The organism is Minwuia sp. IMCC3009 (assembly GCF_029909415.1).
GTDB lineage: Bacteria > Pseudomonadota > Alphaproteobacteria > Minwuiales > Minwuiaceae > Minwuia.
This window is the reverse complement of the sequence record NZ_CP123781.1, coordinates 117,682-138,865: the sequence shown is the minus strand read 5'-3', so window position 1 is coordinate 138,865 and position 21,184 is coordinate 117,682. Positions and strand designations below refer to the sequence as shown.

18 protein-coding genes and 1 tRNA gene are annotated in these 21,184 nt (G+C 63.6%); 5 read left to right on the top strand and 14 right to left on the bottom strand.

What is annotated here, in order from left to right; genetic code table 11:
• The first annotated feature begins 153 nt into the window (after window positions 1-153).
• Window positions 154-555 carry a VOC family protein gene (locus tag QGV55_RS00630; RefSeq protein ID WP_281018817.1) on the top strand — a complete coding sequence of 134 codons (402 nt, stop codon included), beginning with the start codon at window positions 154-156 and terminating at the stop codon, window positions 553-555.
• Entirely contained in the window at window positions 552-3,002 is a 2,451-nt protein-coding gene (locus QGV55_RS00625; protein WP_281018818.1) for an FAD-dependent oxidoreductase, read from the top strand. The genes QGV55_RS00630 and QGV55_RS00625 overlap by 4 nt, the downstream gene beginning before the upstream one ends.
• Window positions 3,003-3,081: 79 nt before the next feature.
• On the opposite strand, the gene QGV55_RS00620 is transcribed toward QGV55_RS00625, so the two are convergent.
• The 9 genes from QGV55_RS00620 to QGV55_RS00580 all read right to left on the bottom strand — a co-directional run bounded on the left by QGV55_RS00620 (window position 3,082) and on the right by QGV55_RS00580 (window position 13,547).
• On the bottom strand, window positions 3,082-3,738 hold the full coding sequence (locus tag QGV55_RS00620; protein WP_281018819.1) for a hypothetical protein: 657 nt from the start codon (window positions 3,736-3,738) through the stop codon (window positions 3,082-3,084).
• Between the two features lie 184 nt (window positions 3,739-3,922).
• Window positions 3,923-5,962, bottom strand: coding sequence for an adenylate/guanylate cyclase domain-containing protein (locus QGV55_RS00615; RefSeq protein ID WP_281018820.1), 2,040 nt, complete (start codon window positions 5,960-5,962; stop codon window positions 3,923-3,925).
• Between the two features lie 81 nt (window positions 5,963-6,043).
• Complete coding sequence (locus QGV55_RS00610) at window positions 6,044-7,945, bottom strand: SUMF1/EgtB/PvdO family nonheme iron enzyme (RefSeq protein ID WP_281018821.1); 1,902 nt, start codon at window positions 7,943-7,945, stop codon at window positions 6,044-6,046.
• 127 nt (window positions 7,946-8,072) lie between these two features.
• Window positions 8,073-8,876, bottom strand: coding sequence for a metallophosphoesterase (locus QGV55_RS00605; protein WP_281018822.1), 804 nt, complete (start codon window positions 8,874-8,876; stop codon window positions 8,073-8,075).
• 202 nt (window positions 8,877-9,078) lie between these two features.
• Window positions 9,079-9,579 carry a polysaccharide biosynthesis/export family protein gene (locus QGV55_RS00600; RefSeq protein WP_281018823.1) on the bottom strand — a complete coding sequence of 167 codons (501 nt, stop codon included), beginning with the start codon at window positions 9,577-9,579 and terminating at the stop codon, window positions 9,079-9,081.
• Window positions 9,580-9,731: 152 nt separating this feature from the next.
• Window positions 9,732-10,946: an outer membrane beta-barrel protein gene (locus QGV55_RS00595; RefSeq protein ID WP_281018824.1), complete on the bottom strand. Its 1,215-nt coding sequence runs from the start codon at window positions 10,944-10,946 to the stop codon at window positions 9,732-9,734.
• A 101-nt stretch (window positions 10,947-11,047) separates the two neighbouring features.
• Window positions 11,048-11,578 carry a hypothetical protein gene (locus QGV55_RS00590; protein ID WP_281018825.1) on the bottom strand — a complete coding sequence of 177 codons (531 nt, stop codon included), beginning with the start codon at window positions 11,576-11,578 and terminating at the stop codon, window positions 11,048-11,050.
• Between the two features lie 325 nt (window positions 11,579-11,903).
• Window positions 11,904-13,160: a sugar transferase gene (locus QGV55_RS00585; RefSeq protein ID WP_281018826.1), complete on the bottom strand. Its 1,257-nt coding sequence runs from the start codon at window positions 13,158-13,160 to the stop codon at window positions 11,904-11,906.
• Between the two features lie 310 nt (window positions 13,161-13,470).
• Window positions 13,471-13,547, bottom strand: a tRNA-His gene (locus tag QGV55_RS00580).
• A gap of 229 nt (window positions 13,548-13,776) precedes the next feature.
• Here QGV55_RS00580 and QGV55_RS00575 point away from each other — a divergent pair.
• Both QGV55_RS00575 and QGV55_RS00570 read left to right on the top strand, forming a co-directional pair.
• Window positions 13,777-14,601 (top strand): protein-disulfide reductase DsbD domain-containing protein, encoded by an 825-nt coding sequence (locus QGV55_RS00575; RefSeq protein ID WP_281018827.1) that lies wholly within the window; start codon window positions 13,777-13,779, stop codon window positions 14,599-14,601.
• A 141-nt stretch (window positions 14,602-14,742) separates the two neighbouring features.
• Entirely contained in the window at window positions 14,743-15,228 is a 486-nt protein-coding gene (locus QGV55_RS00570; protein ID WP_281018828.1) for a peroxiredoxin, read from the top strand.
• Between the two features lie 71 nt (window positions 15,229-15,299).
• On the opposite strand, the gene QGV55_RS00565 is transcribed toward QGV55_RS00570, so the two are convergent.
• The 5 genes from QGV55_RS00565 to efp all read right to left on the bottom strand — a co-directional run bounded on the left by QGV55_RS00565 (window position 15,300) and on the right by efp (window position 20,253).
• Window positions 15,300-16,649: a peptidoglycan -binding protein gene (locus tag QGV55_RS00565; RefSeq protein WP_281018829.1), complete on the bottom strand. Its 1,350-nt coding sequence runs from the start codon at window positions 16,647-16,649 to the stop codon at window positions 15,300-15,302.
• Window positions 16,649-17,788: a hypothetical protein gene (locus QGV55_RS00560; RefSeq protein WP_281018830.1), complete on the bottom strand. Its 1,140-nt coding sequence runs from the start codon at window positions 17,786-17,788 to the stop codon at window positions 16,649-16,651. The genes QGV55_RS00565 and QGV55_RS00560 overlap by 1 nt, the downstream gene beginning before the upstream one ends.
• 3 nt (window positions 17,789-17,791) lie before the next feature.
• Window positions 17,792-18,751, bottom strand: a complete 960-nt coding sequence (locus QGV55_RS00555; protein WP_281018831.1) for an OmpA family protein — start codon at window positions 18,749-18,751, stop codon at window positions 17,792-17,794.
• 121 nt (window positions 18,752-18,872) lie between these two features.
• Window positions 18,873-19,679 carry an inositol monophosphatase family protein gene (locus QGV55_RS00550; protein WP_281023707.1) on the bottom strand — a complete coding sequence of 269 codons (807 nt, stop codon included), beginning with the start codon at window positions 19,677-19,679 and terminating at the stop codon, window positions 18,873-18,875.
• Window positions 19,680-19,692: 13 nt separating this feature from the next.
• Window positions 19,693-20,253: an elongation factor P gene (efp, locus tag QGV55_RS00545; protein ID WP_281018833.1), complete on the bottom strand. Its 561-nt coding sequence runs from the start codon at window positions 20,251-20,253 to the stop codon at window positions 19,693-19,695.
• A gap of 197 nt (window positions 20,254-20,450) precedes the next feature.
• Here efp and QGV55_RS00540 point away from each other — a divergent pair, with 197 nt between their 5' ends.
• Window positions 20,451-21,158 (top strand): SDR family NAD(P)-dependent oxidoreductase, encoded by a 708-nt coding sequence (locus tag QGV55_RS00540; RefSeq protein WP_281018834.1) that lies wholly within the window; start codon window positions 20,451-20,453, stop codon window positions 21,156-21,158.
• Window positions 21,159-21,184 lie beyond the last annotated feature (26 nt).

Below are 21,184 nucleotides of genomic sequence, written 5' to 3'. Positions count from 1 at the left end.
CGATTCCGTCACCATGCATTCCTGCCCGCATCATGACGGCGGTTCGCCCCGGTGGGAAGTAGCCGCAGCCTGCACCCACCCCTGCCTTGCGCGGGTGGCGGATCACCCGCATCCTGCCGTAATCGACAGATGAGCGCACAGGGGGCGAGGCAGGTGTTTTCGCACATCTTCATCGGGATCAATGATTTCGAAGGCGCGTTCGGTTTCTATCAGCCTCTGGCTGTTGCCCTGGGACTGAACCTGCGCTTCAGCGATGCGGAAAAAGGCTGGGCGGCCTGGAACAGGGGGGAAGGGTTCCGTCCGCTGCTGGTCATCGGCCGGCCCTTCGACGGCAAGCCGGCAACACCCGGTAACGGTCAGATGACCGCCTTTCTGGCCGAGAGCCGTGCCATCGTCGACGAATGCCACAGGTTGGCGCTGGTCCATGGCGGCACGTCCGAAGGCGAACCCGGACTGCGCCCGCACTATCACCCGGACTACTACGGTGCCTACTTTCGCGACCCGGAGGGCAACAAGCTCTGCGTGGTCTGTGACGCGCCGGAGACGTCCGCATGAGCATCCGACCGCCGGAGCAGGCGCGCGCCGTCATCGTGGGTGGCGGGGTCTCCGGCTGTTCCGTTGCCTATCATCTGGCGCAACTGGGCTGGACCGAGATCGTGCTGCTGGAACGCCAGCAACTGACCAGCGGCACCACCTGGCACGCCGCAGGCCTGATCGGTCAGTTGCGGGCGTCCCGCAACATGACACGGCTCGCGAAATATTCCGCTGACCTCTATGCGAAGCTGGAGGCAGAGACCGGCATCGCCACGGGCATGCGCCGCACCGGATCGATCACCGTGGCGCTGACCGAACACCGGCGTGCGGAGATCCTGCGCCAGGCCACGCTGGCCCGGGCCTTCGATGTGGAGGTGCACGAGATTTCCCCCGCCGAGGTCAAGGCGCTCTATCCGCACCTGAATACCGACGGCGTGACCGCGGGCGTGCATCTGCCCGGCGACGGCCAGTGCGATCCGGGCAATATCGCGCTGGCGCTGGCGCGCGGGGCGCGGATGGCGGGCGCGACGGTGATCGAGCATGTGAAGGTGACCGGTGTCGAGACCGTTGCGGGACAGGTCCGTGCCGTGACCTGGGAAGCCGGAGGGGAAGCGGGGCGCACTGCGACCGATGTGGTGATCAATTGCGCCGGGATGTGGGGGCGCGAGTTTGCCGCGCAATCCGGTGTGACCCTGCCGCTGCATGCCTGCGAACACTTCTATCTGGTGACGGAACCTGTGGCCGACCTGGGTCGGCTGCCGGTGCTGCGGGTGCCGGACGAACATGCCTATTTCAAGGAAGACGCCGGCAAGCTGATGCTGGGAGCCTTCGAGCCCAAGGCCAAGCCCTGGGGCATGGACGGCATTGCAGAGGACTTCTGCTTCGACCAGTTGCCAGAGGATTTCGATCATTTCGAACCGATCTTCACCACGGCAGTGAACCGTATGCCGCTGCTGGAGAAGGCCGGGATCCACACCTTCTTCAACGGACCCGAGAGCTTCACGCCCGATGATCGCTACTATCTGGGGGAGGCCCCCGAGCTGAAGGGCTACTGGGTGGCCGCCGGGTACAATTCCATCGGCATCGTCTCGTCCGGCGGGGCCGGATATGCGCTGGCACACTGGATCGCGGAGGGGGAACCGCCCTTCGACCTCTGGGAGGTCGATATCCGCCGCGCCCAGCCGTTTCAGCGCAACCGAACCTATCTGCGGGAGCGGGTGAGCGAGAGCCTGGGTCTGCTGTATGCCGACCACTACCCCTATCGCCAGCCCGACACCGCGCGCGGCATCCGCCGGTCCCCCCTGCACGGTGCCCTGGCAGCCGAAGGTGCCGTATTCGGAGAGGCGGCAGGCTGGGAGCGGGCCAACTGGTTCGCCGAAGCGGGCGAAGTCGCCCGTTATGACCATGACTGGCATCGCCAGAACTGGTTCGCCAGTCAGGCGCGGGAACACAGGGCCCTGCGCGAAGGTGCCGGTCTCTACGACATGTCCTCATTCGGCAAGATCAGGGTCGAGGGCCGGGACGCCCTGCCCTTCCTGCAGACTCTCATGGCCAACCAGATGGATGTTGCCGAGGGCCGCATCACCTACACGCAGATGCTCAACCCGCGCGGTGGTATCGAGTCGGACCTGACGGTGACCCGGCTCTCCGAAACCGCGTTCCTGCTGGTCGTACCCGGCGCGACGCTGGTCCGGGACATGGCATGGCTGCGTCGCCACCTAGATCCGGATCTGCATGTGACGCTCACCGACGTGACGGCGGCGGAGGCGGTGCTCTGCCTGATGGGACCGGACGCGCGGGCCGTGCTTCAGGCTTGCTCCCCGGATGACTTCGCGGATACGGCGCAGCCCTTCGGGACGGCCCGGCAGATCGAGATCGGGATGGCGCTGGCGCGGGCACACCGCATTTCCTATGTCGGAGAGCATGGCTACGAGCTCTATGTCTCGACGGAGATGGCCATGCATGTCTTCGAGACCCTGCGGCAGGCCGGACAGGACCACGGCCTGCGCCTCTGCGGGCTTCACGCCATGGATTCATGCCGCATGGAAAAGGGATTCCGCCATTTCGGCCATGACATCACGGACGAGGATCATGTCCTCGAAGCTGGCCTGGGATTCGCCGTGCGCACGGACAAGGGGCCCTTCATCGGTCGTGAGGCCGTTCTGCGGAAGCGCGAAGACGGGCTGGAACGCCGTCTGATGCAGTTTCTCGTCACGGATCCGGAGGCGATGATCTTCCATAACGAGGCGATCATGCGTGATGGCCGGATCATCGGCACGATCACGTCAGGGGCCTACGGTCACACGCTGGGGGGCACACTCGGCATGGGATATGTGCCCTGTAGCGGACAGAGTTCCGATGACCTGCTTGGATCCGACTACGAGATCGAGATTGCCGGCAGACGCTTCCCTGCCAGAGCATCGTTGCGACCGATGTACGACCCGCAGTCGACACGCGTCAGGGGCTGAACGCCGCGCCGCAGGGGCAGACCGGCGGTCAGACCCACCTGACACGCGGAAGCGGATCAGAACGTCACGGCAGTCCGGCTTACTGTGTCCCGGCGGGTGCGCGGATGCTGCCGACCATGCGACGGGCCTGTTCACGGCACCCGTGCTGGGCCATCCAGACGATGGTCTCCAGATCGCCGCCCACATGTTCCGGCACCTTCAGGATCGTGACCTCGGCTGCAGATCGCGCAGCCTCCACCTTCATCAGGAAGGTCGTACCGTCAGCGGTGGAAAGCGTCGGCGGCCAGCCGAGTTCCCGGTCTCCCTTGCGCCAGTAGGCGACCAGAGGCTCATCCGAGCTAGACCAGTCCTTGACGGAGAAACGGGTATCACGGTCGAGCGAACCGGGACGCCAGAACTTCGGGCTGGCAGCAGGCGGCAGACAGAATGTCGTGTTGCGCGAAACATCAATGGCAAGCGGGTCCCGCAGCAGGTCATCCTTGGAGAAGGCGCGCACGGCGCCGAGCTGGGAACGCTCCCGCTCGTCTTCCTTGACCAGCTGTCCGAGCATCGACATGACGCCACCATCGCCCGCAGGCGCGTCGGATGCCACGGCACCTGTATAGGGTCCACGCAAGACCCGGGTGCCGCCGGCACTGTCCATCAGACTGATGCTTCCACCATCGGGAATGTCCACATAGGCATTTGCCGGCAAGGACGTCCCCGGTGAAAACGCGGAGATGGTTGAATCAAGCACGATCACATCTGCCGCGTGCGCACGGGGCGCCCAGGCCGTGATCGCAATCAGAGCAGCGAAGGCGAAACCAAGCGCTCGTCGAGATCCAAATACACGCACTTTTTTCATATCCATCACACTTTATCCCAGACCCAAGCGGCAATATATCCGAACTCTGCCCCGATTTCACGTACAACGGTCACGTTTACTTCTCTAGCAGTTCGAAGGTCGCGCCAGTCTCACCGGCCTCAAGACGCCGCAGATGCAGCGCCGCCAGCGGATGAACCGCAAGGCCTTCGCCAATCGCAGTCAGCAGCGCAGCGGCCCGTGCCGCATCACCATCCATTGCCACATAGGCATTCCGGTAGTCCGCTGCAACCGTGGTATCCATATCCTGCAAGCATGTATAGACCGTTACCGGCTGTTTCTTCCCCTTCAGGATCACATTGCCGATCGGCAGGATCGTGGCATCGTCCAGGACAAGTTTGTCCCCGTGCGATTCGGGAAATGCCCGGGACAGCGAAGCCTCGCTGACCGCCACGCGGGTTCCGAAGTGCTTGTTGGCGGCCTCCAGCCGGGCCGCGATGTTCATCGAATCGCCCATGGCCGTGTAATCGAACCGATTGGCGCCCCCGAAGTTGCCAACGATGGCTTCGCCGCTGTGGACACCGATGCGGGTGATTCCCATCGTCACATCCGCATTCTCGATTCGATACCGCTCGGAGAACACGTCCATCTCGATCGCACAGCGAATGGCCCGCATCGCATGGTCGTCCATCGCGGTCGGTGCGCCGAACAGGGCCACGACGGCATCGCCGATGAACTTGTCGATCGTGCCACCGTGCTTCAGCACGATCTCGCTCATGCCATCGAGATAACCATTCAGCAGGCTCGAAAGCCGTTCCGGTTCCAGGCGCTCGCTGAGTCCGGTGAAACCGGCAATGTCGGAGAACAGAAAGCTCATCTCCTTCCGCTCGCCGCCCACCTTCAGGCGTTCGGGATGGCGGGTCAGTTCATCCACCAGTGCCGGTGCCAGATATTGCGAGAAGGCATCACGGATGAAGCGCCCGTCACGCCGCGCAAGATAGGCGCGCAAGGTCGTCGTCGCCACGAACGCCAGGATCAGGATTGCCACGGGGCGGGAAGCCGGGAGCAAGGGCAGATTGCCGATCGCCGAGTACCAGACAAGAAAGGCGTAGCCGCCAGCCAGAACGACGACACCAAGCAGGCGCACCGCCATCGACATCTCGAGCACGCCGAGCAGCGCCCCCAGAAACGAGACGAGAATGATGATCAGCCAGCGCTGTGTCTCGTCCGCTTCGGGGACAGAGCGCGCATTGACGATCTGGTCGATGATGTTTGCATGTATCTCGACACCCGCCGTCAGCACCGGAACCGCAGGGTTCAGGGATGCGGACAGACTGGTGCGGTGGCGGTCCTGTTGCGGCAGATCCGCACCAACCAGCACCAGGCGCCCCTCCAGCGCGGGCTTCAGCGCGGCAGGGCGGATCCTGGAGATGGCGAGCACGCCCTGACTGGCCAGCACGGGGAAGGCCTGGGAGTTGGCATCGGCTGGCGTACGCCAGCTGATCAGTCCTGATTCCGCCGCAGGAAAGCCGTGACCATTGGCCTTCAGCATCGCGCCGGGAAGGCTGAGAATATCCGTCCGCGGCAGATTGAGATCATAGCGGCGAACCAGACCGTCCGTGTCGATCGTGACATTGGCAAAGCCGGGAATGGCGCCGCTGCGTGCGATGAAATCGTCAAGCCAGGCGGACTGGGCCTCGATCAGCCCGGCACGTGCATCGGCCCAGGCGACGATCACCGGCCCCGGAAATCGCTGAATGGCGTCGATCAGGCGCTGATCCTTCTCCGGCTCGGTTGGCTGGTCGAACAGGATATCGAACCCGACCGAGCGCACGCCGACCTTCGCCAGACCATCCAGCAGGTCGGCAAGAAACCCGCGGTCCAGCGGCGAACGGTAAGGCAGGCTGGCGAGTGTCGTCTCGGTGAAGGTGACGATTGCCACCGCAGGCCTGGACTCGGGATCGACCTGAACCGAATTCACCAGAAGGAAATCGTTCAGGCGCTGATCCATGAACTCAAGGCCCGGTACGGCACGAAAGGCCATCTCCGTAACCGCCAGAGTGAGCAGGGTGACGATAACCGTCAGGGCGAGACGGTGACGCAGAAATCTAAGCATCGTGCAACCGCAGCTGGCAGGCCGCGCCAGGTGAAACGCCAATGTCAGGAAGGATGCTCATTTCCGGAGACGGAAAAGGGGCCGGATCATGTTGCAATGATCCGGCCCCTGAACGGTCAGGTATCAGGGCAGCGTGCGAGCGACGCGGAAGCCCAGGTTCTCGGTTCCCTTGTAGCCCCTGGCGCGCTCGCCCATGTTCTTCGGCGTCACCATCCACGAACCGCCGCGCGTCACGTGATAGTCACAGCGCTGCGCGACATAGGCGCTGCCGTCGGAGGCAATCGTGCCGTACTTGCGGGACCAGCAGTCCTGAGTCCATTCGGAAACATTGCCGATCATGTCATGCAGGCCGAAACCGTTCGGTGCATAGGAGCCGACCGGCGCGGGACGGACATAATCGTCATCGCAGTCGACTGCCGGGAAGATCGGGAAATAACGGCCACCGTAGTAGTCCATGACATTCGCGTGGCGGCAGATCTCGTCCTGTTCGTCGCCGAAATAGAAGGTCGAGGACGACCCCGCACGCGCGGCATACTCCCACTCTGCCTCCGTCGGCAGACGAAGCGCATCAGGCTGACCGGTCAGACCGAGACGACGGTTCGCCCATTCCAGGAACGCCTGGGTGTGCTTCCATTCGACGTTCATCACCGGCCGCTCGCCACGGCCTTCGCCGTCGTCGCTCGGGCGATAGCCAAGGCAGCCACCCTCGTCAACGCAGGCATCCCACATGTCGAACGTGACCTCGAACTTGCCCAGTGCAAAGCGATGGGCGATGCGGACAGTCGTCCCGGGAGCGCCCGAAGCCTGCATGACCTGGAAAGGTGCCGGGTTGATCGTGACCATCTCACCCACCGTCGAAGCGAGCAGCGCCGAATCGATCCTGGGTGCGGCAGGCGCGGAAGTCGCCGGCGGTGCGACGGTTGCGGCGGCCACCCGTACCGGCTCAGGCGCAGCGGGTGCGGCAGCCACCACGGCGGGTTCAGGCGCGACCGAGGTTGCGGACTGACCTGTCGTGCGCGACGGGGAAACCATTGCCACAACCTGTTCGGACTGGGCAGGCGGTGCCGTCTCGATCGACTGCAGGGCAGGCGGAGCAGATGCGACCGGTGCCGGTGCGGGGGCCTGCGCGGCAACCGGCTGCTGTGCCGGGGCGGCGGGCGCCGTATTCAGCCAGCCACTGGTCTGCGGCGCGGCTGCGGGCGGCGGTGCAACTGGCTGCGTCTGGGGCTGCAGCGCGGCAACACGCACCGTGGATTCCTCACGCGGCTCCACGAAGAAGAACTCGTCGTTCAGCGATTCCTCGGTCCAGGGAGTCTGCGCGCCGGACGTCTTGCGGCGGACATCCCTGCGAACCTCACGCAGGATCTCGTAGAGCGGGCGGTCAGGCTTCTCGAGCGCACGCATCAGCGATTCGGTGAAAAGGCCGTTGTTGCCTTCGCCGTCGAACGCCACTTGTCCCGGGTCAGCTGCATAGGCAATGAAGGTGCCATTCGGCGCCTTCATGCGACCAAGACCACGGGTGGCGCCGGAGGATCGGGTGTCACTGGGCAGTGGGTTGTCGCGGCAGGCGTCGAGCATGACGATATTGGTACCGCCCTGCCTGCGCTCCAGCCGCTCCATGAGTGAACTGACAGAAATCGCGAAGTCGGGGAGGTCGAGGGCCGTCTGGATATCGGAGTCGTCCGTCGGCACCATCCAGTTCGTGCCATGTGCGCCAATGCCGTGTCCGGCATAGAAGATGAAGGCCGTGTCGTCGCGTCCGACCTCAGAGCTGAAACGCCGGACCAGCCGGGCCATTTCCACACGGGTGACATTCTCGTGGTGTGTGCCGCCGCTGAGTTCGAAACCAAGTTCCTTCAGCCGCTTGGCCATCGACCGTGCATCGTTCACCGGGTTCCGGAGGTCGGGAGCCTTGGTGTAATCAGCGTTGCCGATGATGAGTGCAACACGCCGTTCCGCCTGCGCCGCTGCGGACAGCGTCAGCGCGATGATCGTGCCTGCAATGAAGCCGGTCAGCTTTCTCATGCTTCAGATCCCCTGATAGAACAATTGACAAAATATGCCTCCGACCCGCAGGAGTCCAGCGATTCACCGCCGAACTGTGACCGGCACCACCCAAGAACTTCCCGTGAACCGGATGAAGGGCGACAGGTCAGGTCTGCAGGAACCGGATACTGCCGCTGGCGATGCGGGCGCAGGTCAGATGGCCGGAGAAATATGCCCCTGTATCGACATTGACCTCACGGGGCCGCAGGACAGGCCCGTCCACCACCACGTGACCATGGACCACGATGTAGGGATAGTCCGGTGCCGGCGCAGCCGTACCCTCACCCCACATCAGGGTTCGCGGTGACTGGTTTCCGATTTCCTGGTCCGGATCAACACCGGCATGACAGAAATGGACGTTGCCTTCGGTATGTGTCAGCCGCGTCTTCTCCAGGAAGTGGAGGTGGTCTTCCGGCAGCTGGCGGGCCAGCGTCGCCGCCGCTTCGACCAGGCGTCCCTCCGACATGCTCTCGGAAACGTTGGGGACACCATAGCTCATCAGCGTGGACAGGCCGCCGAAACGGAGCCAGGCCGCACCCCCGACGGGGTCGGAGAGGAACGTCATCATGGCGTCCTCATGGTTGCCACGGAGAAAGACGGTCTCATCCCGCCAGAACGCAGCAATGTCAGTGCAGATGTCGAGGACCGCGCGGCTCTCGTCACCCCGGTCGATATAGTCGCCAAGGAAGAGGAGAACCGGCGATCCCGCCGCCGTGCCGGATACATCCTCGCTGATCACTTCGATCAGGCGCTGCAGGCAGTCGGCCCGGCCATGGACGTCGCCGATCGCGTAGATCGTGCGGTGATCAGGCAGTTGCGGGGACGCGCGGTCCTGGCCGGGTCCCGTGGTCTCCCCGTCGGCGGACGGACCGAGAACAAGCGAGCGAAGAATGGAACCTATTGTGGGCATGCAGGTCCTTGGCTTCCGAAGTTTGCGCAGGCCATCAGCTTCAGGAGGGCAGGTCTGCGCTCACGTCTGACGGAAGCCCTTCGACCGGGCCGATTGGCGCGCACGACCTTCGTGGTCTCTTCAAGGGACACTGACAAAGGGCCCAAAGGCGAAACTGACGGCGGATGCGATAGGGAGGCCGACTGACACGCCCATCCGGAGATCAGAAGAAACGTTCCTCGACCCGAACGATGTCGCCGGGAAGCACGATCGTGGTCGGTTTGACGGGCTGCCCCTTGCCATCCGGATCGACGGCGTCTGTTCCCCGCTGGATGGTGATATCGTCCTCATCGGCCCGGGGGGTGTAGCCCCCTGCCAGCACGACTGCATTCAGGACCGTCATGCCTGCGCGGTAGGGATAGCTTCCGGGCTCGTTCACTTCGCCCAGAATGTAGAAAGGCCGGTAGTTCAGGACGTCGATACTGACCTTGGGATTTCGCAGATACCCGTCAAGCAGCAATTCGACAATCCGGGCTTCGGCTTCGCGCAGGGACCGATCCTGAAGATCGACGACACCAATCAGAGGCATCGAGATCCGGCCATTGCCATCGACCTCGAACTCGCCGGAAAGGTCTTCTTCGCCAAAGACCAGGACCCGCAGATTATCACCGGGTCCCAATTTGTACTGCAGGTTTGATTGCGCCAGAACGGCGGTCGATACCATCGAGAAGACAAGGACAATGCAACTCAGAAAACTGCGCCGAAACCAAACTACACAACGCATCCTAGAATTGCCTCCCTTAAGTTCAAATAAGCTCCTGGTCCCGCAGAAAGCAAAACGGACTGTCCCTCTTGGAACAGTCCGTTTCAGTCAACTCAGAAGCGAGCAGTGACGGTCGCCTGCACACGGTTCTCGGAGAAGCCGTTGCCTGCGAGGTTGGAAATCCGGCGGGCGAAGCGGTACTTGGCACCGACGGAGAAGTTCCGGTTGATATAGTAGTCAGCCTGAGCGCTCGCCTCGTAACGGTCATCTTCACGATTGCTCGTACGACCCTCGAAGAGGCGATTGGAGTACGCGACGTCACCGCCGAGAACCACGTTGCGGCGCAGCTGATGGCGGACACCAAGACTTCCGCTCCAGGCCAGTTCCGACGAAGAATTCGCGTCGGTCGTCTGATCGATGCGGCGTTCAACACGCCCCGTGACCGTGGTGAGCGCGCTCAGCTCCCAGGCAAGGACACCGTTGACCGCAAAACCGTCAACCGAGCCGAACGCGTTATTGTCAAAGTTCTCGACAATGTAACCGGCCCCGATCGTGGCTTCCGTCCGTGCGGTCGGCTTGTGGGACACACCAACCAACGCGGAGAACACGTCGGAGTCGCGCTTCTGCCCGACAACCGCATCAACATTGTCGAAGTCGATCATCGAGTACGTCCCCTTCACGAAGACGTCTGTCTTCGAGCGGAACTCGTACGCGACCTTTGCCGACGTGTCGAGACGCAGGCGGTCACGATCGTTCTGGGCCGCCTGACCACCACCGGTAAGGGGAATGTCGTCGAAATCGGAATAGGAAACGCCCGCACCAGCTTCGAGAGTGACCCGACCCGCCTTGTAGATCGCGTCCACCTTACCGGCCATCACGTCAAACGTGGACGGTTCGGCAGCAAGAGCGTTGACGTTGTTGTCACCACGCTGCTCGGATGCAGCCCTGTACGAAACCTCCGGAAGAATGCGCAGCGCACGGGTCGCCTCGATGGTACCGCCAAGTCGCGCAACAAAGTCCAGGGTATTGTCATCGCTGTTGGTGCTGTGGAACGTGGCGTCGCCAAGGAACGATGCCACGACCTCATGACGCTTGAAGTTCGAACGCGCCAGGATACCGGGGCGGACACGCGCGATGGTGTCGTCTTCCGTATTGGTATCCTCAAGGAACGCGTTGTCGGTGTACTCGAGACCAACCGTCAAGGACGGAAAGACCGTGAAGCTGCCAACCCGCGCCCCATTCGGCTGATAGTCGCGAGACTGTGCATGCGCGGCACCAGCAACACTGAGCGCAGCAACCGCAACCAGACTTCCCCAAACAATTTTCATCTCAATCAGCCCCCTCGGACTTACTCGAACTTCGAACTCTCACCAGAGAACCGATCAATCGGCCTGGCACAAACTTTGTTAGGCACCGAAATCCAAGCCTATCAGGCGCTTGAGCTTTCGTCCTCACCACCGGAATTCAGCGGCTCGGTATCGTCGCCACTAACCTCGGCCGCGGCTGCAGCAAGATCACCTTCGTCCTGGCCGGTCGCGCCAGCAACCTCGGACACGATCGACTCGATCGATGCACCAGAAGACGTCGCAGCAGCGACAACAATCTGAGCTGACTGCTCAGGCACGACGACCGCTGCGGCGGCAGCAACAGCACCCGGGGAAACTGCTGCGGGCAGGACCGGAGAAGCAACGATGCCCCCGACGATCAAGGGCGCAGAAGCAGGCTGGCTCGCGACAGCCGCCTGAACAATCACCGTCGCCAGGCTCGGGTTGGCGGCAATGGCCGCAGCGGCCGCATCAGCCAGATCTTCCGGCGCCGCATCGGCTTCGGACACCCCGAGGGCCTCCAATTCCGCAAGAAGAGCGGCGCGGCCCTGTTCAGCGGTCTGCGCGAAAGCCATCTGAGGGGCCGCGACAACCAGACCGAGCAGCAGTACGAACGAAACCAAAATCTTACGCATCTCAAGTCTCCTGATATGAGTTGCAGGAAACTTATCGGCGGCTTGGAGACGGGTCAACGTAAAACTGTCCATCTCCGCCCCGCCCCTCACGCATCCGGGGCAACCCGCCGCCCTTCTGCGGGAACATATTTCTTGAAGTGATTTCAAACAATTACACGACACCCCTGCGAATTCGGATGCTCCGGCCGCGGGACAGTGCCCCAGCTCCGGTCCGGTCCCGGCACCTGTTTCATCTGATTGTTGCAGATAGAGCGCATACCCGTCGTCGTCCGGCTGGCAATGGCCGCGTCAGATTGAGGACAGGCATGGCAATCCGCCAGGACCGTCAGCGTGAGCCCCGCCCGGTAGCCATGACATGTATGGTCTTGAGAACAATGAGAAGATCCAGCCAGGGCGTGAAATGCTTTATGTAGTAGAAGTCGTAATGCAACTTATCCGTGACATCCTCGACCTCGGCCGCGAATCCCTGCTGCACCTGTGCCCAGCCCGTGATTCCAGGCCGCACGATATGGCGGTAGCTGTAGTGGGGAATCTCGCGATCATACCACTCCGAGAGTTCAACTGATTCCGGACGCGGCCCGATCAGGCTCATCTCGCCCCACAGGATATTGACCATCTGCGGCAGCTCGTCGAGCCGGTAGCGCCGCAACATGCGCCCCACCCGTGTCACACGTGGGTCAAGCGCCTGGGTGAATTTCGGCCCCTCCGGCACATCGCGCATCGTCCTGAACTTCAGCATGGTGAAGGTCTTGCCACGATATCCCATGCGGACCTGGCGAAAGATCACCGGCCCCTTGCTGTCCAGGCGAATCATGATGGCGATGATACCGGCAACGAGCAGAAGCAGCGGCGAAGCGATCAGTACAGCACCCGATTCCAGAGTTCGCTTGATGGCCACATATTCAGGCGACGGGATCAGGGCCCCCAGCGTGTTCTCCGACAGATGCTCGATACGGACACGACCGGTCAGCGACTCGCTGACCTGTTTCATGTGGTAGACGGGCGTTCCGTTCAGGGCACAGGCGGCAAGGAAGCGCTCCCACTCGGGCGGAAACTCGGAGCGAAGATCCGCCACCACGGCATCGGCCCTCGTGCCGGAAAGCGTCGGCGCCTCCAGCACATGCAGCCGGACCCCTCCGGTATGTTCACTGAGACTCTGATAGCTGCCAAACGGTGCCACCGCCAGTTCGGGTGTGCTGCGCAACCGGTTCACATACCAGACGATGTAGCACCAGATGATCGACATGCCGAAACTGCCCAGGATCTGGCTGCGCGCGAAGCCGATGCGCCAGAAGAACATGATCAGCACCAGCAGGCCGAAGGTGAACAGGAAACACGGCACGATGTAGCCGGACCCCTGCACGCCGGGAAAGCGACTGAAGCGCCTGAGCAGAAGCAGGCCGAAGCCGAATGCGATCGCGGTGCCGGTAACGGAAGGATACTGCCCGGGGTTGATTTCCGTAACGAGTCCGATGTCCCAGCGCACCAGCGCCGGCAGAATCACCGCAACGAGGAGACCGGCAATCAGCTGGACCGGAAAGGACTGGATCAAGCGCGAATGCCAACGCCGTCGTCCGCTCATGCCACGCGTGGCAGAGTCTGGTCGCGTCGACCTCTGAGCAGGCACATTCATACGCGCAGGATTCCCGTCATCCACCTGACCAACCGACCCACGACCCTCGCGTGAACTAGCACAGCTGACATGAAGGTCACAAGCCTGCCCCATTGCATTGCGAGGGAATACGGACGATTGCAACAAGGGGAAAGCGAATTGACAAACCCGCACGAAGCGTCGAGCACCGCAGCCTCGGCCCGATGTCGGGCGCCTGGCTCAGGCCCGCTACCATCTCCACATCGGCACGTTGCAACCGTCGCGCGAATCCGCAGGAAAATGGGGCGAGTGACCGGAATTGAACCGGCGACCTCCAGAGCCACAATCTGGCGCTCTAACCGACTGAGCTACACCCGCCACGGTGACGCGGTCTTTACCGAGGGCGGGGGTCGCGGTCAAGCGGCCCTGTCCCATGGGAGACAAAAAAGACACTCACACGTATTGTTGTTTGCATTGTCATGGGCCAATGACAGCCGCCGGTGCAAATCTGCAGTGCAGGATCAGAACGGGTGGCCTTTGCATGACTCACATACAGCAGACACATGACTCCCCTGGCGGAAGCCGATGGCTTTCCGGGACAGTTCTGTTGCTGGTCACCGCCATTGTCCTGCTGACCCTGGGGCGACATGAGGCTCTTGGTGCGCGCAGCACGTCTGACTGGAGCGGCATTCCGGAGGCGGAAGTCAGGCTCATCGCTGGTGCAACGGCGACAGGACAGGAGATGATTGCGCTGGAATTCGTCATTCGCCCGAAGTGGAAGGTCTACTGGCGCAGTCCCGGCGATGCCGGCTATCCGCCGGTCGCGGACTGGGATGACAGCGAAGGGGTCACACCCGGCGCGATCTCCTGGCCGCTGCCGGATACCTTCGAGTTCTGGGGGCTGCGGACCTATGGCTACGCCGATCGCCTGGTGCTTCCCGTTGCCCTGGATGGTCGGGACCGTGACCGCCCCACGACAGTGCGGGTCGCCCTCAGCTACGCCGCCTGCGCCGACATCTGCGTGCCCGTCGAGGCCCGACTGTCACTCGAACTGCCTGCCGACGACCTGCCGAAGAACCGGCATGGCATTGCCATCGCCAGTTCACTCGCCGCGACACCGGCGAGGATGCCCGGTGTCCTGCAGGCAGCGAGACTTTCGCGCACGGGGGACGAGGATCGCGGAATTCTTCTGCTGGACCTCGCACCGCCTTTCGAAATCGGGTCACCATCGGTCATCATCGAGGGGAGCCGTGACGTGGTCTTCGGCAGGGACGCGTGTCACACGGCGGCACCGGGGCGGATCCGCTGCACCGTTCCGGTCGACGGCAGCGACCACGCCCTGCGTGCCCTGCCCGGCAGCGAACTGACCGTCACCCTGCATGGCGCCGGTCGGGCGATCGAGACCACCGGAGCCATCCAGACCGACCCGTGACCGGCGCACCGGTTCGATGTCTCGGGGCGGCAGCAGCCTTCACCGGCACTGCCGCGCAGTTCAGCTTTGCAACCACAGACGCGTTGCGCCATCCTGCGCCCCGTTCAAGAACACCATCGTGACCATTCAAGGAGACACAAGATGACCATCCAGGTTGGAGATACCGTGCCCGAAGGCATGCTGATGCGCATGACCGCCGAAGGACCCGCACCGATCAGCACAGATGAACTGTTCAGCGGCAAGAAGGTCGTCCTGTTCGCGGTGCCCGGCGCCTTCACCCCGACCTGCTCCGCCAAGCACGTCCCCAGCTACGTCTCGAATGCCGAGGCACTGAGCGCGAAGGGTGTCGATACCGTGGCCTGCCTGTCCGTCAACGACGTGTTCGTCATGGGCGCCTGGGGCAAGGATCAGGGCGTGGGCGACAAGGTCATGATGCTGGCCGACGGCGTTGGCGAATATACCGCGAAGCTGGGCCTGGAACTTGACCTCTCCGCACGCGGTCTCGGCAAGCGCGCCACCCGCTTTGCCATGGTTGTCGACAACGGCAAGGTCTCGCACCTTGCCGTCGAGGAAAATCCGGGCGAGATGTCCGTCTCCGGCGCCGAAGCGGTCCTGGGCAACCTCTGATTCGACAAGTGTCGGCCCGGCCCCGCAGTCACGGCTGCCGGGCCGGGCCGACGATCAGTCCGACGGGTCGCTTACCGTTCCGTCAGTTTCAGTTCGATACGGCGATTCCGGCGCCGCGCCAGTTCACTGTCACCCGGCTCGATCGGGTGGAACTCGCCAAAACCGGTCGGGGCCAGACGGTCCGGCGGCAGCCCCTGCAGGATCAGATACTTGGAAACCGCGATGGCGCGCGCCGCCGACAGTTCCCAGTTCGACGGGAACCGCGGGGTGCTGATCGGCACGCTGTCCGTGTGCCCGTCCACCCGCAGGATCCAGTTGATGTCATCGGGAATCCTGCGGGAGATATCGATCAGCGTTTCGGCCAGCTTGGTGAGCTGGATGCGTCCGGCGACCCCCATCTCGGCGCTGCCGGAACCGAACAGGACCTCCGACTGGAACACGAACCGGTCGCCCACGATGCGGATGCCCTGCTGCCCGCGCAGCACTTCCCGCAGTCGTCCAAAGAACTCCGAGCGATAGCGCGACAGCTTCTCGACCTGTGCCGCCAGCGCCCGGTTCAGACGCTGCCCGAGATCGGCAATGGTCGCCTTGTTCTCGGCATCCTTCGCCTCGAACTCGTCCAGCAGGGCCTGGATCTGCGCCAGTTGCTTGCGCAGGTCGGCCAGTTGCAGGTTCAGCAGGTTCACCTGTCGGCGGGCTGCCTCCGATATGCGCTGCTCCTCGGTCAGTTCGGCCTGGCCCTGCTGGCGCGCGTCACGCTCCTGATCCAGGCTCTCGCGTGTCCGGTCGAGCTCGGCAAGGGTTGTGGTCAGCCGGTTGCGCGCCGCCGTCAGATCGGCATTGAGGTCGGCGATTTCCGTCTGCCGTTCCAGCACACGGTTCTCCAGCTCGGTGATCCTGTCCTGCGCCTCGAAATAGAGCGCCTGAAGGTCATTGAGTTCCTGATCGGAGCGGGCGCGGGCACTGTCGGATTCGTCGCGACGACGGGCCAGGGCGGCTTCCCGGGCCAGCAACTCCGCGATGCGGGCCTCCATCTCGGCCCGATCCGCCTCCGAGAACTCGGGACGTTCGTCCAGGCGGCGCTCGGCATCGGAGGCGCGGCGTTGCAGGTCGGCGATCTGCAGCGTCAGCAGGTCACGCGCCGCCGTCGATTCATTCAGGGCGGCGGAAAGCTGGGAAACATTCTCCCGCAGGTCCTCGTTGGCGCTGCGCTCACTGGACAGCAGCGACTGCAGTTCCGACAGTTCCGCCGTCAGCCGGGAAAGTGCCTCATCCTTGCCGGACAGCGAATAGCTGAGGACGAACTGCGCCAGCGTGTAGATCACCATCATGAAGATGAAGGTCAGCAACAGCGCCGACAGGGCATCCACGAAGCCCGGCCAGATGTTGTTCTCTACACGTTGCCTGCGATGCCGGGGCATCAGCGACCTTCGTCGGCAATCGCCGCAATGGTCCGGGTCAGCACCTTGATCTCGGAACGGAGTTCATCGACCGTCTGCTGCCGTCCGGTCACCGTTTCCTCCAGCAGGCGGGTCACATAGACATCGATGTTGCGCAGGTGCGTATCCGCGGCGCTGTCGCCGGAGCCCTGTTCCGTGGCCACGGCAATGCGCTGCAGGATCGGTTTCAGTTCCATCTGCCCTTCGGCCAGCTTCACCATCAGGTCACGTTCAGTGCGCATCTGATCGGTCAGACTGGCCAGACGTTCCGAAAGCTGCAGCAGGGTCTGGTTGCCGGAAACGCGCGATTCCTCCGACCGTGCCATGATCCGCTGCAGGTTCTCCAGACTGTCCGCCGTCTGCTCCAGCAGGGCCTGCACATAGACAGGCACCGAGCCCTCACCCTCCGCGATGCCGCCCGCGGCACCGCTGGACAGGCGCGTGAAGCTGGAGAGCCATTCCTCCAGGTCGTTGTAGAACCGGTTCTGCGACTGGCTGGCCTGCAGTTCGATGAAACCCAGGACGACGGAACCGGCCAGACCGAACAGCGACGACGAGAACGCCGTGCCCATGCCGTCCATCGGCTGCAGGATCGCCAGCTTCAGCGCCTCGAAGATATCGCCGACGTCATCGCTCTCCACCGTCAGGCCGCGCACCGAGCTGCCGACGGAGGTAATGGCGTCGATCAGGCCCCAGAAGGTGCCCAGCAGGCCCAGGATCACCAGCGTCCCGATCAGGTACCGCGAGATGTCACGGGATTCGTCCAGCCGGGAGCTGATCGAATCGAGCAGCGACCGCAGCGACATGGTGGACAGGCTGACCCGTCCCTTCTTCTCCTGCAGCATCGTGGCCAGCGGCGACAGCATCGACGGGGCGGTCTGGATCGACAGGCTGGGGTCATTGCGGCGGAACGATTCCACCCAGCGCACGGCAGGGCGCAGCAGCAGCACCTGACGTATGACGTAGACCACTCCGATCAGCAGCACACCGAGGATCAGCCCGTTCAGCACCGGATTGGTCATGAAGATGCCGAGCAGCGCCTCGTGCAGAGCCGCCACGACACCCGCGACAATGACCAAAAAGATCGCGATCCGTGTCAAATAGACAGAAGGCTGGATCATACGCTACCTGCTTTCAGTGATGAGATCGACGCGATTGCCCGGGCCGCCATCGGTCGGTGCGCCCAGTGCACGCAGCAGTATCCTGAAACTCTGGACACCTTCGTCCAGCAGCGCCAGGCGGACATTGTTGCCACGGCGCAGCGACAGGCGCCGTTTCCAGCCCTCTGTCTCGGTTTCGCTGTCGGCATAGGCCCTGATCTGGATACGGTCGCTGGTGTCCTTCAGGCTTGCGGCAACGTCACGGATCGCCGCGCGGCCCGCCGGATCAAGATCCTCGGACGCCCCCTGAAACAGCACACGCGTCGCGCCCGCTGCGGCAGAAGCCGTCGCGGCGGGTGCCGCGGTGGCAACCTGGCGGGGCGGGGCCGCAGGTTCGGCACTGGGCGGTGTCGGGGCTGCCGCCGGAGCCTCCACCGTGGCCGGCGCCGTCGGGCGGATGACGCGCGGCTCGGTCCTGGCCGGCTCAGGTTCGCTGGTCGTGGTTGCAACGGGTGGCGGCGTCGGAACAGGCGTGACCGCAGCAGGCGGTTCAACCTGTCTTGCGACGGTTCTCTCCGGCGATGTTGCCGGGGCGGGGGCAGCGGCGGCAGGCTGCCGGGCGACCGTCACGGGCGCACGTGGTGCAGCAGGCGGCGACAGGACCGGTGCCCGCCCCGCCGTCGCACCGACACTGCTGCTGTTGCTATTGCTGTTGCGCGCGCCCGGCGGCGTCGGCCGTACAGGCCCGGACGGCTTGTTGAACGGCAGCCGATAGCGTTGCGGACCCGGAGACACAAGGCCCGGCTGCAGCTGCGAGACAGAGGTATCGCCAACGATGTCGGGATTGATCCAGACCGAACCCTGTTGCGCCATGACAGGCGCACTGAACGACAGCGCACCGATGCCGATCGCGAACACCATCATCGATGCCGCGCGCGCACGTTTCGTTTCAGGCGTCTGCCTGCCCTCGCCGCAGGTTGCCAAGTTCACTGCCCTCCAGACCTGTTTGGGCGGACATTACTGCATCGCTCGTCCAGATCAAAACCCGCCATGACCCCCCGGTACCCAGCGGATTGCCGATGATCCGGTAAGCCTGTGGCGAAAATCAGGCAGCCTTGCGTTTCGACGCATCCTTCAGGGCCTGCAGCAGCGGTTGCTGCATCTGCCCGTTTCCGGCGACAATGCTGCCGGTCTGCAGCATCTTGCGGCCACCGTTCAGGTCCGTCACCAGGCCACCGGCCTCACGGACCAGGACAATCCCGGCGGCCATGTCCCAGGCCTTCAGGTCACGCTCCCAGAATCCCTCGAACCGGCCGGCGGCGACATAGGCCAGGTCCAGCGAGGCGACGCCCAGCCTGCGAATACCGGCGACCCGTCCGGTCAGTTCCTGCATCTCGCGATGGAACGTGGCGTGGCCGTCCTTGCCGATGTGCGGGATGCCGGTACCGAACACGGATTCATCCATGCGCGTGCGGCCCGAAACGCGCAGGCGCTTGTCGTTGACGAAAGCACCCCGCCCCTTTTCCGCGTAGTACATCTCGTCACCGACCGGGGCCAGCACCATGCCGGCAACCAGTTCACCATGCTGCTGCAGGCCCAGCGAGATGGCGAAATGCGGAATGCCGTGCAGGAAGTTCGTGGTGCCATCCAGCGGATCGATGATCCAGAAGCTCTCCGGATCCGCGCCTTTCACTTCCCCGCCTTCTTCCAGCAGGAAACCGAAGTCGGCGCGCGCACGCTGCAGTTCCTCGCGCAGGATCCGTTCCGCCTGCAGGTCGGCGTTGGTGACGAAGTCGCCGGGCCCCTTGCGGGACACCTGCAACTGCTCGATCTCGCCGAAGTCATGCAGCAGCGACCGCCCAGCCTTTCGGACAGCGCGCTCCATGACATTGATCAGGGGGGATTTACGCACCGCGTTCAGCCTCTCAGGCGCGGCTGACGTAGGTGCCTTCGGCCGTGGCGATCACGACCTTCTCACCAACGCCAACGAAAGGGGGCACCATGCAGCGCATGCCGTTGTCCAGGATGGCGGGCTTGTAGCTGTTCGCGGCTGTCTGCCCCTTCACCACCGGCTCCGTCTCCGTCACTTCCAGCGTCACATGCTCCGGCAGGATCAGGCCCAGGGCCTCTTCCTCGTACATCTCCACCTGCACCATCATGCCGTCCTGCAGATAGGCCGCCTGCTCCCCGACCAGGGAAGCGGCGATGCTGATCTGTTCGTAGCTGTCGGTGTCCATGAAGGTCACCAGCTCACCGTCGGTGAAGAGGTACTGGTAGTCCTTCTGCTCCAGCCGGGCGCGTTCGACCGTCTCGGCGGAGCGGAACCGTTCGTTCAGCTTCGACCCGTCGCGCAGGTTCTTCAGTTCCACCTGCAGGTAGGCGCCACCCTTGCCGGGCTGCGTATGCTGAATGCGGACAGCCCGCCAGAGGCCGCCCTTGTGTTCGATCACGTTGCCGGGACGGATCGCATTGCCGTTGATCTTCATGCTGGAAAATCCGGTTGCTGAGAAGGTTCTGGATATGGGTGAGCGGCGCGGAACCTATCCTTTCCGCCCGCCGCTGTCGAGCCATGTTCGCGGCCTGCCGCCAATACCGGGTCTCTGGCGGTGATCCCTCCTGCCCGGGATGCGTAGAACGGACAGCAGCCGGAGCCTCCGGAGGTGACCGTCGCAGGAGTCCCGTCATGCCCTCGGAAACGACCGATCCCGCACTTGCCGTCATCATCGGCGGTGGCGGCGGGATCGGCAGCGCGCTGGCCGACGGTCTGGAAAGGTCCGGCAACTGGCAGGACGTGTGGCGCACCACCCGTGCCGGAAAGAACCGCGTCGACCTGCTGGAAGAGGAAACCATCGCCGACCTGGCGCGGCGCATCCGGGCTGGATCCCTGCCCCTGCGGCTGGTCCTTGTCGCCAGCGGTTTCCTGCATGACGCGCGCTACCGGCCCGAGAAGACCTGGCGACATCTCGACCCGGAGCACATGGCGAAGGCCTTTGCCATCAATGCCATTGGCCCGGCACTGGTGATGAAGCACCTGCTGCCCCTGCTGCCTTCCAGCGGCCAAGCCGTCTTCGCCGCGCTGTCGGCGCGCGTGGGAAGCATCGGCGACAACAGGCTGGGCGGCTGGACCAGCTACCGCGCCTCGAAGGCGGCGCTGAACCAGATCATCCGCACGCATTCCATCGAGCTGCAGCGCCGCAACCCCGACGCCATCTGTGTCGCCCTGCATCCCGGCACGGTCGCAACCAGCCTATCCGCCCCCTTCGCCGCGCGTGGACTGAAGGTACGAAGCCCCGAAACCGCCGCAACGGAGGTGCTGTCGGTGATCGACAGGCTGACACCTGCCGAGAACGGCGCGTTCCTGGACCAGAACAGCAAGTCAGTCCCCTGGTGACATCCCCTTCGCAAAGCCGTGGATAG

Coding starts and splice junctions, on each gene's coding strand:
- QGV55_RS00625 (WP_281018818.1), top strand. CDS start 552: ATGAGCATCCGACCGCCGGAGCAGGCGCGCGCCGTCATCGTGGGTGGC.
- QGV55_RS00610 (WP_281018821.1), bottom strand. CDS start 7,945: ATGAGAAAGCTGACCGGCTTCATTGCAGGCACGATCATCGCGCTGACG.
- QGV55_RS00605 (WP_281018822.1), bottom strand. CDS start 8,876: ATGCCCACAATAGGTTCCATTCTTCGCTCGCTTGTTCTCGGTCCGTCC.
- QGV55_RS00600 (WP_281018823.1), bottom strand. CDS start 9,579: ATGGTATCGACCGCCGTTCTGGCGCAATCAAACCTGCAGTACAAATTG.
- QGV55_RS00595 (WP_281018824.1), bottom strand. CDS start 10,946: ATGAAAATTGTTTGGGGAAGTCTGGTTGCGGTTGCTGCGCTCAGTGTT.
- QGV55_RS00590 (WP_281018825.1), bottom strand. CDS start 11,578: ATGCGTAAGATTTTGGTTTCGTTCGTACTGCTGCTCGGTCTGGTTGTC.
- QGV55_RS00585 (WP_281018826.1), bottom strand. CDS start 13,160: ATGAGCGGACGACGGCGTTGGCATTCGCGCTTGATCCAGTCCTTTCCG.
- QGV55_RS00570 (WP_281018828.1), top strand. CDS start 14,743: ATGACCATCCAGGTTGGAGATACCGTGCCCGAAGGCATGCTGATGCGC.
- QGV55_RS00565 (WP_281018829.1), bottom strand. CDS start 16,649: ATGCCCCGGCATCGCAGGCAACGTGTAGAGAACAACATCTGGCCGGGC.
- QGV55_RS00560 (WP_281018830.1), bottom strand. CDS start 17,788: ATGATCCAGCCTTCTGTCTATTTGACACGGATCGCGATCTTTTTGGTC.
- efp (WP_281018833.1), bottom strand. CDS start 20,253: ATGAAGATCAACGGCAATGCGATCCGTCCCGGCAACGTGATCGAACAC.
- QGV55_RS00540 (WP_281018834.1), top strand. CDS start 20,451: ATGCCCTCGGAAACGACCGATCCCGCACTTGCCGTCATCATCGGCGGT.